13 protein-coding genes are annotated in these 11,799 nt (G+C 69.9%); 6 read left to right on the plus strand and 7 right to left on the minus strand.

Annotated features, from left to right (window positions below; all coding sequences use genetic code 11):
- Nucleotides 1-59 precede the first annotated feature (59 nt).
- The 5 genes from pgsA to WC555_RS05660 form a co-directional block, all read right to left on the minus strand.
- Nucleotides 60-695, minus strand: a complete 636-nt coding sequence (pgsA, locus tag WC555_RS05640) for a CDP-diacylglycerol--glycerol-3-phosphate 3-phosphatidyltransferase (protein ID WP_373251956.1) — start codon at nucleotides 693-695, stop codon at nucleotides 60-62.
- Nucleotides 696-767: 72 nt separating this feature from the next.
- A complete protein-coding gene (locus WC555_RS05645) occupies nucleotides 768-1,394 on the minus strand; it encodes a carbonic anhydrase (RefSeq protein ID WP_373251957.1) in 627 nt (208 codons plus the stop codon).
- Between the two features lie 40 nt (nucleotides 1,395-1,434).
- Complete coding sequence (locus WC555_RS05650) at nucleotides 1,435-2,712, minus strand: NRAMP family divalent metal transporter (RefSeq protein ID WP_373251958.1); 1,278 nt, start codon at nucleotides 2,710-2,712, stop codon at nucleotides 1,435-1,437.
- Between the two features lie 97 nt (nucleotides 2,713-2,809).
- Nucleotides 2,810-4,699 carry an excinuclease ABC subunit UvrC gene (gene uvrC, locus WC555_RS05655; RefSeq protein WP_373251961.1) on the minus strand — a complete coding sequence of 630 codons (1,890 nt, stop codon included), beginning with the start codon at nucleotides 4,697-4,699 and terminating at the stop codon, nucleotides 2,810-2,812.
- 16 nt (nucleotides 4,700-4,715) lie between these two features.
- On the minus strand, nucleotides 4,716-5,162 hold the full coding sequence (locus WC555_RS05660) for a DMT family transporter (protein WP_373251963.1): 447 nt from the start codon (nucleotides 5,160-5,162) through the stop codon (nucleotides 4,716-4,718).
- Between the two features lie 205 nt (nucleotides 5,163-5,367).
- Between WC555_RS05660 and WC555_RS05665 the strand changes: the two genes are divergently transcribed.
- From WC555_RS05665 to WC555_RS05690, 6 genes are all read left to right on the plus strand, one after another.
- On the plus strand, nucleotides 5,368-6,129 hold the full coding sequence (locus WC555_RS05665; RefSeq protein WP_373251964.1) for an SDR family oxidoreductase: 762 nt from the start codon (nucleotides 5,368-5,370) through the stop codon (nucleotides 6,127-6,129).
- Between the two features lie 3 nt (nucleotides 6,130-6,132).
- Nucleotides 6,133-6,525: a dihydroneopterin aldolase gene (folB, locus tag WC555_RS05670; RefSeq protein WP_373251966.1), complete on the plus strand. Its 393-nt coding sequence runs from the start codon at nucleotides 6,133-6,135 to the stop codon at nucleotides 6,523-6,525.
- Nucleotides 6,526-6,604: 79 nt separating this feature from the next.
- Nucleotides 6,605-7,330 (plus strand): hypothetical protein, encoded by a 726-nt coding sequence (locus tag WC555_RS05675; RefSeq protein ID WP_373251968.1) that lies wholly within the window; start codon nucleotides 6,605-6,607, stop codon nucleotides 7,328-7,330.
- A 14-nt stretch (nucleotides 7,331-7,344) separates the two neighbouring features.
- A complete protein-coding gene (locus tag WC555_RS05680; RefSeq protein WP_373251969.1) occupies nucleotides 7,345-7,764 on the plus strand; it encodes a hypothetical protein in 420 nt (139 codons plus the stop codon).
- A 118-nt stretch (nucleotides 7,765-7,882) separates the two neighbouring features.
- Complete coding sequence (locus tag WC555_RS05685; protein ID WP_373251971.1) at nucleotides 7,883-8,170, plus strand: GNAT family N-acetyltransferase; 288 nt, start codon at nucleotides 7,883-7,885, stop codon at nucleotides 8,168-8,170.
- 79 nt (nucleotides 8,171-8,249) lie between these two features.
- A complete protein-coding gene (locus WC555_RS05690) occupies nucleotides 8,250-8,876 on the plus strand; it encodes a DUF4126 domain-containing protein (RefSeq protein WP_373251972.1) in 627 nt (208 codons plus the stop codon).
- A 16-nt stretch (nucleotides 8,877-8,892) separates the two neighbouring features.
- Here the strand turns inward: WC555_RS05690 and dusA are convergent, their stop codons facing one another.
- Both dusA and WC555_RS05700 read right to left on the minus strand, forming a co-directional pair.
- The gene (gene dusA, locus WC555_RS05695) at nucleotides 8,893-9,897 is read right to left on the minus strand and encodes a tRNA dihydrouridine(20/20a) synthase DusA (RefSeq protein ID WP_373251974.1); all 1,005 of its coding nucleotides are present in this window, start codon (nucleotides 9,895-9,897) and stop codon (nucleotides 8,893-8,895) included.
- Nucleotides 9,898-9,937: 40 nt separating this feature from the next.
- Nucleotides 9,938-11,791: a monovalent cation:proton antiporter-2 (CPA2) family protein gene (locus WC555_RS05700; RefSeq protein ID WP_373251977.1), complete on the minus strand. Its 1,854-nt coding sequence runs from the start codon at nucleotides 11,789-11,791 to the stop codon at nucleotides 9,938-9,940.
- Nucleotides 11,792-11,799: the final 8 nt, after the last annotated feature.

The following is an 11,799-nucleotide window of genomic DNA, read 5'->3' on the forward strand; positions in this document are numbered from 1 at the left end:
ATTAGGGTCGATCAGATCTGCGCACTCGTCCCCAGCCCCTAACGCCTACCCCCTAATCCCTACAGCTGGCTCATCTTCTGCTGGGCCTTGGCGAAATACTGCCAGCCGGTCCAGAGGGTGACGATGGCGGCCAGCCAGATCAGGACGTAGGCGAAGGTCTGGAAATGCGGCTGCCATTCCAGCGGCAGGCCGAAGCCGTCCCACAGCAGCACCATCTGCAGCGCGCCGAGCGCCACCATCTGCAGGGTGGTCTTCCACTTGGCCAGCAGGGTGACCGGCAGCTTGACCTTGCCGGCGACGGTCTCGCGCAGGGCCGAGACGGCGAACTCGCGGAACAGGATCAGGCCGCAGGGAATGGCGATCTGCGGCAGGGCGCCCCAGGCCAGGACGCCGAGAATGGCGCCGGTGACCAGGATCTTGTCGGCGATGGGGTCGAGGATGGCCCCCCAGCGCGTCGTGGCGTGCCAGCGGCGGGCCAGATAGCCGTCGACCCAGTCGGTCGAGGCGGCGACCACGAAGATGACGAAGGCGGTGCGGCCGAAGCGGAACTGATCGTCGGGGCTGAGGTATTCGGACATGAACGGAATGCCCTGCGGCGCCGCCCCGGCCAGGATCAGGAACATGATGACCCCCGCGATCAGGCGCAGGCCGGTCAGGATGTTCGGAATGGGATTGGCGTGGGGATTGGGTGTCATAAGGGCGCTCCGATACCTCAACGCGATCTGCCACGCTTCGCTGCATGAAGCGAGATGGTTGGCTGTGCGAACCTAGTCCAGGGCCTCGAACCGGCCCGGTCCGCGCAGGGAGCGCAGCACGCCGTCGGCGATGCCGAAATGGACGCCGCTGAGCGCCAGCGTCCCCGCCGCCTCGCGTTCGGCGATCCACGGGAAGGTGCGCAGATTGTCCAGCGACAGGCGGACCACCGCCTCTTCGGCGAGTTGCTCGGCCTCCTCCGGCGCGCAGCCCTCGCAGATGCGGCGCACGACCGGAGCCCCCTGCGCCACCCAGGGGGCGACGAAGTCCTGGCAGTCGGCGGGGGCGCCGCGGATCATGGCGTTGACCCCGCCGCAGTGGGCGTGGCCCATGACCATGATGCGCGAAACGTTCAGCACCTTGACCCCGAACTCGAGCGCCGCCGAGACGCCGTGCAGATGGCCGTCGGGCTCATAGGGCGGGACCAGGTTGGCGACGTTGCGGACGACGAACAGCTGGCCGGGCGCGGTGTCGAAGATCAGGGCGGGGTCGGCGCGGCTGTCGGAACAGGCCACGACCAGGGTGTGCGGCTTCTGGCCGTCGGCGGCGAGCCCCTCATACTCGGCCCGGGCCTCGGGCCAGTGATCTTCGCGGAAGCGGCGGTAGCCGGAGAGCAGGGCGTCGCGGGATTCGTCGGTCATGAGGTCGGTATAGGCAATCTGCGCTCATTGGGGGAGAGGGTCACCCCCAGCTCATGGCGAACATCGTCACCGCCGCGGCGCCCATGCAGGCGGTGGCGAACCATCCGATGAGGCGCAGTGGGAGCGGGGCGACAAAGGCGCCCATCTCGTCGCGACGCGAGGCGACGATCATCATCGCCGCCATCAGCGGCACCGCGATCACGCCGTTGACCACGGCGCTCCAGAACAGGGCCTTGATCGGGTCCAGCGGCGAATAATCGATCGCCACCCCCACCAGCACCGCCAGGCCGATCACCGTGTAGAAGCCGATCGCGTCGCGAGGCTTGTGCTCGAGCCCGACCGGCCAGCCGCGCGATTCACAGACGGCATAGGCGGCCGATCCCGCCAGCACCGGCACCGCCAGCAGGCCGGTGCCGATGACGCCCAGGCTGAACAGCGCATAGGCGAGGTCGCCGGCGATCGGACGCAGCGCCTGGGCGGCCTCGGCGGAGGTCTGGATGTCGGTCACGCCGGCGGCGTGCAGGGTCACGGCCGTGGTCAGGATGATGAAGAAGGCGGCCAGATTGGCGAAGCCCATGCCGAAATAGGTGTCCCAGCGGATGCGGCTGAGCTGGGCCGGCCCCTGCTCGGGATGGTCGATCAGCGGGTCGGTGGTCGGATCGGCCTCGTCGTCCTCGACTTCCTCGGACGCCTGCCAGAACAGCAGGTAGGGACTGATCGTGGTGCCGAACAGCGCCACGATCATCGTCACCGCCGCCCCGGTGAGCGCGAGTTGCGGCATGACCGTGCGCCGCGCGACTTCGGCCCAGTCGATATGCACCGTCAGCGCGACCGCAAAATACGCCAACAGCGCCAGCGTCAGCCATTTGAGGAAGCGGACATAGCGGTGATAGGGCACCAGGATCTGAAGCGTCAGGGATACGCCCGCGAAGATCAGGGTGAAGGCGTGACGCCCCCAGCCCAGCACCAGCTCCGCCGCCGCGCCCATGGCGGCGAGGTCCGCGCCGATGTTGATCGTATTGGCGATGAACAACAGCCCGACCAGGCCGGTCACCACGGGCTGGGGAAACACCCGCCGCAGATTGGCGGCGAGCCCGTGTCCGGTGACGCGGCCGATCCGGGCGCTGATCAGCTGGATCGAGGACACCAGCGGATACAGGAACACCATGGCCCAGAGCATGTTGAGGCCAAATTGCGCGCCAGCCTGGGAATAGGTGGCGATGCCGCTCGGATCGTCGTCAGCCGCCCCCGTTATCACCCCCGGACCCAGCCGCTTGAGCATCGCCGCGCGGCGCAGCCTGCCGGATGTGGGTTTCATCATATGATCCAGTCCGACCGGCGCTCAGGGGCGCTTCCCGATACAGCCGCGCGCACCGTACCCGATAACTGGGGGCGCTGCATAAACACAGGCTGACTCAGCGCTGCGCCGCCGGATGGAAGAACGCGTGAATGCGTTCGGCCATGGGCTGGTTGATGCCTTCGACCTTCACCAGATCGACCACCGAGGCGCGGCCGACGCCCTTGGCCGAGCCGAAGGCGTGCAGCAGGGCCTTCTTGCGGCCCGGGCCGACGCCCTCGATCTCGTCGAGCGGGTTCTTCTTGATGTCCATCGAGCGGCGGGTGCGGTGGGCGCCGTTGGCGAATCGGTGCGCCTCGTCGCGCAGACGCTGGATGTAGTAGAGGGCCGGCGATTTCAGCGGCAGCATGAAGGGGGGCCGGCCCGGCATGAAGAACCGCTCCATGCCCGCGTCGCGGTCCGGCCCCTTGGCCACGCCGACGGCGGTGATGTCGTCCAGACCCAGATCAGCCAGCACGGCCAGCACTTCGGCCAGCTGGCCGGCGCCGCCGTCGATCAGCAGCAGGTCGGGGCGGACCACCTCCTCGCCCGCGTCCTCGTCCTTGACCAGACGCGAGAAGCGGCGGCGCATGACCTCGCGCATCATGCCGTAGTCGTCGCCGGGGGTCAGGTCCTCGCCGCGGATGTTGAACTTGCGGTACTGCGACTTCTGGAAGCCCTCGGGTCCGGCCACGACCATGCCGCCGACGGCGTTGGTCCCCTGGATGTGGGCGTTGTCGTAGATCTCGATCCGCTCGGGCCGGCTGTCCAGACCGAAGGCCTCGCAGACCTCGTCGAGGATTTTGCCCTGGGCCGAACCCTCGGCCATCTTGCGGCCCAGGGCCTCGCGGGCGTTGGTCAGGGCGTGATCGACGAGGCTGAGCTTGTCGCCGCGCAGGGGGCGGGCGATCTCGACCTTTCGTTCCGCCTTCATCGAGAAGGCCTCTTCCAGCAGCTCCAGCTCATGCGGCCGGACGTTGGACAGGATCAGGCGCGGGATCGGCTTGTCCTCATAGAACTGGCCGAGGAAGGCGGCGAGGATTTCCGGGTCCGTGTCGGTCTTGTCGACGCGCGGGAAATAGGCCCGGCCGCCCCAGTTCTGGCCGCCGCGATAGAAGAAGACCTGGACGCAGGCCTGACCGCCCTCGGAGAACAGGGCGAAGACGTCGGCCTCGGCGACACCGTCGGCGCTGACCGAATTCTCCATCGAGATGGCCGACAGGGCGCGGATGCGGTCGCGGACGCGGGCGGCCTGTTCATAGTCCATCGCCTCGGCGGCGGCGCTCATTTCGTCGGACAGGCGGGCGATGACGGCGCGCGACTTGCCCTTCAGGAAGGCCGAGGCCTCGTCGACCAGGCCGGCGTAGTCCTCGAGCGAGATCAGGCCGGTGCAGGGGGCCGAACAGCGCTTGATCTGATGCAGCATGCAGGGCCGGGTGCGGGTCTCGTAGACGCTGTCGGAACAGGAGCGCAGCAGGAAGGCCTTCTGCAGGGTGTTGAGCGTCCGGTTGACCGCCCAGGTCGAGGCGAAGGGGCCGAAATAGTCGCCGGGCGTGGTGTGGGCCCCGCGATGCTTGCGGACCTGGGGCGCGCGGTGGTCCTTGCGGATCATCAGCTCGGCGAACGATTTGTCGTCGCGCAGCACCACGTTAAAGCGCGGCTTCAGCTGTTTGATGAAGCTGGATTCGAGCAGCAGGGCCTCGGTCTCGGAGGCGGTGATGACCAGCTCCATCGAGCGGGTCAGGGAGACCATCAGGCCGATGCGCTGGGTGTGGAACCGGCCCTGGGCGTACTGGAGGATGCGCTTCCTGATCGAGCGCGCCTTGCCGACATAGAGGCAGGTCCCGTCCTCGCCGTACATGCGGTAGACGCCCGGCTTGTCGGGCGCCCGCCGCGCCTCGTCGCGGATCAGGTCGGCCGCGACCAGGGCGGTCGGCGGCGAATCGGCTGGCAGGGTCTCCTCGGTCATCGGGACCGATATAGGCCTAGAAGCGGCGGACCATAAGGACGCCGGCCAGAACCAGGGCGACGCCGGCGGCGCGGCCGAGGCTGATCGGCGCTTTCGGCACGCCGAAGGCGCCGAAATGGTCGAGCAGCAGGCCGACCAGCAGCTGTCCGGCGACCATCAGGGTGATGGTCAGGGCGACGCCCAGACGCGGCACGCCCCAGGCAGCGGCGACGACGAAGATCGCGCCGTACAGGCCGCCGACCCAGGCGTACCAGGGCAGGGCGCGGGCGGCCGCGACATCGGGTTTCGCCTGCAGGATCATGGCGACGATCCCGAGCGCCGCCGTTCCGACGGCGAAGGAGATGAGGGCGGCGTTCACCGGCGAGCCGGCGGCGCCCATCAGCCTGGCGTTGGTCGGGGCCTGAAGGGCGGTCGCGCCGCCGGCGAGAACGACGGCGATCATGGAGAAGAGGGCGGGGTTCATGCCGCGCCTGTACCATCCCGTCGCACACGCCGCATCGGGGAAGATTTGAGGCCCGCGCAACGATCAGGCCGCCGCCGTCCTTGAACAGCGGGGCGGGGCGCTTTATTGCGGGCGGCGTTCAAGGAGCTTTCCATGCTGGCCCTCTACATCATCCTCGGTTTCGTCGCGGTTCTGGCCGCCATCAACTTCATCGAGTTCGGCCGGGTTGACTGACCGGCCGGCCCGTTCCGGCGCCGCGCTCGTCACGGGCGGCGGCAAGCGGATCGGGCGCGCGATCGCCCTTGAGCTGGCGCGAGCCGGCTTTGACGTCGTCATCCACTATCGCGCGTCGGAAACGGCGGCCGAAGCGGTCGCCGACGAGGTACGCGCGCTGGGCCGCAAGGCCGCGACGGTAAAGGCGGATCTGGCCGTCGAGGCGCAGGTGAAGTCGCTGGTCGCCGCCTCGGTCGAGGCCATCGGCGGACCGCTGGCCGTGCTGGTCAACAACGCCTCGGTATTCGAGGACGACCGGGTCGGCTCGCTGGGCCGCGAGACCTGGGACGCCCATATCGAGACCAATCTGCGGGCGCCGATCGTGCTGGCCGAGGCCTTCGCCGGGCAGGCGCCGGACGGGTCCGCGATCGTCAACCTGCTGGACCAGCGGGTGCTGAAGCCCGATCCGAGATTCATCTCCTACGCCCTGTCGCGGAACGGCCTGTGGTGGGCGACGCGGACCCTGGCCCAGGCGCTGGCGCCGCGCATCCGCGTCAACGGCGTCGGTCCGGGACCGACCCTGCCGTCCGTGCACCAGAGCCCGGCCGATTTCGAGGCCGAGGCCCGGGCCACCTTGCTGCAACGGGCCGGCAGTCCCGACGCCGTGGCCGCCGCCGTGCGCTGGCTGGTGGACGCGGAGCTGGTGACGGGCCAGATGATCGCCGTCGACGGGGGCCAGCATCTGGCCTGGCGCACCCCGGACATCGTGGAGTAGGCCGTGAGCGTAACCCCCCTGCCCTTTACCGGCGCCGACGCCCCCCGACTGGAGGGTCTGACGGTGTTCGTGCGCGGACTGACGCTCGAGGCCGGGATCGGCATCCACGGCCATGAGCTGGGCCGGCTGCAGCGGCTGGTCATCGATGTGACGCTGGCGCTGGCGCCGGCGCCGGTCGAGCGGCTGGGCGACACGGTCAACTATGAGACCGTCGCCGCCGCCGCGCGGGCGATCGTCGCCGAGGGCCATGTCGGGCTGGTCGAGACCTTCGCCCAGCGGCTGGCCACGGCCTGTCTGGGCGATCCGCGCGTGCGGCGCTGCGCCGTGCGGATCGAGAAGCCGGGCGCGCTGGACGGCGCGGCGGCGGCGGGGTGCGAGGTCGTGCTCTCGCGCTGAACCCCTGTGGGCGCCCCGAGGCGGTTGCGCGGCGCGCGAGGGGCCGTCATACCTTGGGCCAGACGACAAGGACCCCTTGATGGCCGAACCCGGCGATCCCTCCAATGCTGACGATCACGACGACCTGATCGGCTTCGCCTCGCCGGCGTCGCTGCAGGGCCGCACGCGCGAGCCGGCGGAAACCCCGGAGCCCGCCGCCGCCGAATCCGACCCGGCGGCGCCAGCGCCCGAGCCAGAGCCAGCGCCCGAGCCCGAGCCTGAAGTCGCGCCCGAGCCCGATCTGTTTACGACACGGACCGTATGGACCTCGGCGCCCGCGGACCCCGAGCCGGTCGCGGCGGCGCCTGAACCGATCCCCGTCGTCGCCCCGCCTGAACCCGCCCCGGAACCCGTCAAGGCGGCGTCCGTCTTCGAGCGATCCCCGGACGCGCCGGCGCGCCGGCGTCGGCGCGATCCCGGCGCCGACCTGCCCAACGGCGGGATGGGGCTGTACGCCGTCTACGCCCTGATCCTGTTCGCCGTGCCGACCCTGGGCGTGTCGGCGGCGATCGGCCTGCTGGCCGTGACCGGCCGTTCCGGACCCGATGACGCGTTGTCGCGCTCGCACTTCGTCTATCAGCAACGCACCCTGTGGACCGGCGCCGTCGCGGCGATGGCGGGGTTGATATTGCTGGCCGCGCCGTTCGCCCTGGGCGTGCCGATCCTGTTCCTTCTGGCCTTGTGGCTGGTGCTTCGCGGCGCTTCAGGCGTCTGGGCCCTGAAATCCGGCCGGCCGATCGCTGATCCGCGCGGCTGGTGGATCTGACGGAGAGACGACCGATGGCCGATGCGACGTCCCCCGCGGGCAAGGCGATAGAACCGCGACCGGGCCATGAGTCCGAGGGCAAGCCGGCGGCCCTGATCGCCTGGGGCCTGTACATCCTGTCCCTGCCCAGCGCCAACCTGCTGGTCATCGTCGGCCTGATCGTCGCCTATGCGGCCCGGGGGACCGCGACCGGTCTGGCGCGGAGCCATCTCGACGCGCAGATCGGCCTGTTCTGGTCGGTGTTCTGGTGGACCATCCTGCTGTGGATCCTGATCGCCATCTGCGTTCTCAGCGTGGTGGCGGCGCCGCTGACAGGCATCGTGGTGGTCCCCGCGGCGATCGTCGTCGGACTGGGCCTGCTGTTGCTGACGGTGTGGTTCACGGTGAAGAGCATCATCGGCATGGCCAATCTGCTGGGCGACAAGGCTCCCTGACGCCGGAGCGCGGTCGCGTCGGCGAGCCAGGCGCGCATTTCGCCGGTCGGCCGGGAACGGCGGCCGGGCGACGGGGTTGGCCCTGTGTCCCCTGCAGACACGTGAGAGGCCCATCCCCATGACCGAGTTCCGCGACGTTGTAGACGAACACAGGTTCGAGCAGGGGTTCACGGACGCCGAGGGGCAGCTGCGGATCGTCTTCGCCGACTATGCGGTGCAAGGGCGGACGCGGGCGATCCTGCATGTGGAGGCCGATCCCGCCCTGCGCGGTTCCGGCGCCGCCGGACAGTTCATGCAGGCCCTGGCCGAGCATGCGCGGGCCGAGGACCTCAAGCTTCAGCCACGCTGCAGCTACGCCGTCGCCTGGCTGAAACGGCATCGCGAATTCGACGACGTCGTCGTCTGAATCCTCCCCCTGCGGAAAAGCCGATGGAGCGGGCCGGCGTTCCCGCGCATTGTCATGTTCGACGATACGGAGCCGCCGCATGCCCGACCTCGACCTGTCTTCCGTCAGCGCCGCCGCGGGGCCGTTGCAGACCTGGGTGCTGCCCGCCCTGCTGGGCCTGGGTCTGGCCTCGGCCACGGGCCTGCGGACCTTCCTGCCGCTGCTGATGCTGGCCCTGGCCGCGCGGTTCGAGATGTTCGGCGTGCGGCTGATCGACCAGATGGACTGGCTGGTCTCGTGGCCGGCCATCGCCGCCCTGACCACCGCCGCGGTCGCCGAGTTCGCCGGCGACAAGGTCCCGGCCATCGATCACGCGTTGAACGCGGTCGGCTATGTCACCCGACCGGTGGCGGGCGCCGTGGCGGCGGGCAGCGTCTTCTGGGGAGTCGATCCGGCGGCGGCGGCCATCGCCGGGATCATCGTCGGCGCCCCGGCGGCCCTGGCCTTCAACGCGGCCCAGACCGGGGTGCGCGTCGGATCGACGGCCACGACGGCGGGACTGGGCAATCCGGTGGTGTCGCTGGTCGAGGACTTCCTCGCCTTCATGACGGTGCTGATCGCCTTCGTGGCGCCGATCCTGATACCGGTCGTCATGGTCATCTTCGCGGTGCTGGTGTTCAGGCTGGCGCGGCGCATCCGCGACCGGAACGATCCGAGGCCGGCCTAGAAGGACCCCGGATACGTCAGGCGGCCTCGCCGCGCCGCGCTTCGGCCTCGCGGACGGCGTCCACGGCCTCGTCCACGACCTCCAGCCCGGCCCCCGGACGGATGGCCTCGACGGTCAGGATGCGGCGGAAGGCGCGGGCCCCGGCGCGGCCGTGCATCAGGCCCAGCATGTGGCGGGTCATGGCCGCCAGATGGACGCCCTCGGCGAGACGGGCGGCCATATAGGGACGATAGCGGTCGATGGCGGCGAAGGCGTCGACGTCCGGCGTGGACGCGCCGTAGAGGCGGCGGTCAGCCTGACCGAGGATGGCGGGCTCGTGATAGGCGGCGCGGCCCAGCATGACGCCGTCCAGCTGAACCCCGTCACTGGCGTCCAGATGCGCCTCGGCCTCGTCCAGCGAGGCGATCCCGCCGTTGATCGAGACCGACAGATGCGGCCGCTCACGCTTCAGCCGGCGCACCAGCGCATAGTCGAGCGGCGGCACGTCGCGGTTCTCCTTGGGCGACAGGCCCTTCAGCCAGGCCATGCGGGCGTGGACGATGAAGGTGTCGATCCCCACGGCGGCGCAGGCGTCGACGGTTTCGAACAGCGAGACCTGAGGATCCTGATCGTCCACGCCGATGCGGCATTTGACCGTGGCGGGCACGGAGACGGCGCCCTTGATGGCGGCCATGCAATCGGCGACCAGCTGGGGCTCGCGCATCAGGCAGGCGCCGAAGCGGCCGGACTGGACCCGGTCGGAGGGGCAGCCGACGTTGAGATTGATCTCGTCATAGCCGAAGGCCGCGCCGATGCGGGCCGCCTCGGCCAGCTGGTCGGGATCCGAGCCGCCCAGCTGCAGCGCCACCGGATGCTCGACCGCGTCGAAGCCCAGCAGGCGCTGGTGGTCGCCGTGCAGGATCGCCGGGGCGGTGACCATCTCGGTGTACAGCAGGGCGTTGGTCGTCAGGGCGCGATGGAACGCCCGGCAGTGCCGGTCGGTCCAGTCCATCATGGGCGCGATCGAGAGGCGGCGGTTCATCGGGCGCGGGCTCTACACCAAAGCGGCCGCGGAGGCGACCTCACGCGCCCGTCTTGTGCCGCTCGTCCTCTTCCAGCGCCTCGGCGGCTTCTTCGTTGAGGGCCTGGCCCTCGCGGCGGGGCTTGATGTAGGGCTCGGGCTGGGGCGTGACGGCGTTGCCCCGCATCAGGGCGCGGCCGGCCTGGAGGCCGCCCGACAGCTGCAGCGTCAGCCGTTCCTCGTCGCGGCGGCGGACGTCCGCGATGGTCTCGCGCGCCTGATCGCCGGTGAAGCCGAGATCGATCAGCACCTGGTAGCCGAAGGTCAGGGCGCTCTCGAAGGTCTCGCGGATCTGGTATTCGACGCCGGCGTTGACCAGGCGGATCGAGTGGCCCCGGTCGTAGGCGCGGACGAACAGCTTGGTCAGGGGGAAGGCTTCCTTGACCACCTCGACGATGCGGTCGGCGACCTCGGGCTTGTCGACGCAGACGAGGATGGTTTCCGCCGTGGCCGCGCCCGAGGCGCGCAGGACGTCGAGGCGTGACCCGTCGCCATAGTAGACCTTGAAGCCGAAATTGCCGGCGGCCTGGATCATCTCGACGTCCAGATCGATGATGGAGACGTCGACGTCGCGGGCCAGCAGCGGCTGGGACACGACCTGGGCGAAACGGCCGAAGCCGATGATCAACACGCGCTCGCGCAGGTCACGGGCATGGTCGACGCCGTCGGCGTCATCCGCCGACAGGGACTCGTCGGGGCGCAGCCGGTCGGCCAGCATGACCCGCAGCGGCGTCAGGGCCATGGACAGGATGACGATGGCCGAGAGGATGGCGGCCGTGCGGGCGTCGAACAGGCCCATGGCGAAGGCGGTGGAATAGAGGACGAAGGCGAACTCGCCCCCCTCGCCCATCAGGGCGGCGCGCAGCAGGCCCTCGCCGTGCTTCTGCCGCAGGCGGGCGACGGCGTAGACGGCGACCATCTTGGCGGTCATGAAGGCCGCCAGCCCGCCCAGCACCCAGGCCCAGTCGACCGCCACCACGCGCAGGTCCAGCGACATGCCGACGCTGAGGAAGAACAGGCCCAGCAGCAGGCCGCGGAACGGCTCCACGTCCGCTTCGAGCTGGTGCCGGAAGGTCGATTCCGACAGCAGGACCCCGGCGAGGAAGGCCCCCATGGCCATCGACAGCCCGCCCAGGTTCATGGCGTACGCCGCGCCCAGGACGACGAACAGGGCGCCCATGGTCATGACCTCGCGGCCGCCGTACCGGGCCAGCAGACGGAAGAAGGGGTTCACCACCCACCGCCCGGCGACATAGACGAGGGCCACGGCGGCGATGGCCAGGCCGATGGTCATCCAGATGGGGGCGCCGGTCTCGACCGCCGATCCGTAGGTCCCGGCCAGCACGGCGACGAGGGCCAGCAGCGGCACGATGGCGAGGTCTTCGAACAGCAGGATCGAAACGACCCTCTGGCCGGCGGGGTCGGCGTTTTCGTTGCGCTCCTCCAGCAGCTGCATGACGATGGCGGTGGACGACAGGGCGAAGCCGAAACCGGCGATGACGGCCGCGTGCCAGGCCAGTCCGGCGGCCATGGCGAGGCCGGTCAGCAGGAGGGCGCAGGCCAGCACCTGCACCGCGCCGAGACCGAAGATCTCCTTGCGCAGGCTCCACAGCCGCGCGGGGCGCATCTCCAGGCCGATGATGAACAGGAACATGACGACGCCGAACTCGGCCACGTGCAGGACCGACTCGGGGTCGTCGACCACGCCCAGCACGGACGGACCGATCAGCAGGCCGGCGGCGAGATAGCCGAGCACGGCGCCCAGGCCGAAACGGCGGAACAGGGTGGCGGCCACGACCATGGCGGCCAGCAGGGCCACCGCATGGCCCAGACCCATGCTGGTCGTCTCGTGCATGCCGGTCC

It is taken from the genome of Brevundimonas sp. (assembly GCF_041648615.1).
GTDB lineage: Bacteria > Pseudomonadota > Alphaproteobacteria > Caulobacterales > Caulobacteraceae > Brevundimonas.

Coding starts and splice junctions, on each gene's coding strand:
- pgsA (WP_373251956.1), bottom strand. CDS start 695: ATGACACCCAATCCCCACGCCAATCCCATTCCGAACATCCTGACCGGC.
- WC555_RS05645 (WP_373251957.1), bottom strand. CDS start 1,394: ATGACCGACGAATCCCGCGACGCCCTGCTCTCCGGCTACCGCCGCTTC.
- WC555_RS05650 (WP_373251958.1), bottom strand. CDS start 2,712: ATGAAACCCACATCCGGCAGGCTGCGCCGCGCGGCGATGCTCAAGCGG.
- uvrC (WP_373251961.1), bottom strand. CDS start 4,699: ATGACCGAGGAGACCCTGCCAGCCGATTCGCCGCCGACCGCCCTGGTC.
- WC555_RS05660 (WP_373251963.1), bottom strand. CDS start 5,162: ATGAACCCCGCCCTCTTCTCCATGATCGCCGTCGTTCTCGCCGGCGGC.
- WC555_RS05675 (WP_373251968.1), top strand. CDS start 6,605: ATGGCCGAACCCGGCGATCCCTCCAATGCTGACGATCACGACGACCTG.
- WC555_RS05680 (WP_373251969.1), top strand. CDS start 7,345: ATGGCCGATGCGACGTCCCCCGCGGGCAAGGCGATAGAACCGCGACCG.
- WC555_RS05685 (WP_373251971.1), top strand. CDS start 7,883: ATGACCGAGTTCCGCGACGTTGTAGACGAACACAGGTTCGAGCAGGGG.
- WC555_RS05690 (WP_373251972.1), top strand. CDS start 8,250: ATGCCCGACCTCGACCTGTCTTCCGTCAGCGCCGCCGCGGGGCCGTTG.
- dusA (WP_373251974.1), bottom strand. CDS start 9,897: ATGAACCGCCGCCTCTCGATCGCGCCCATGATGGACTGGACCGACCGG.
- WC555_RS05700 (WP_373251977.1), bottom strand. CDS start 11,791: ATGCACGAGACGACCAGCATGGGTCTGGGCCATGCGGTGGCCCTGCTG.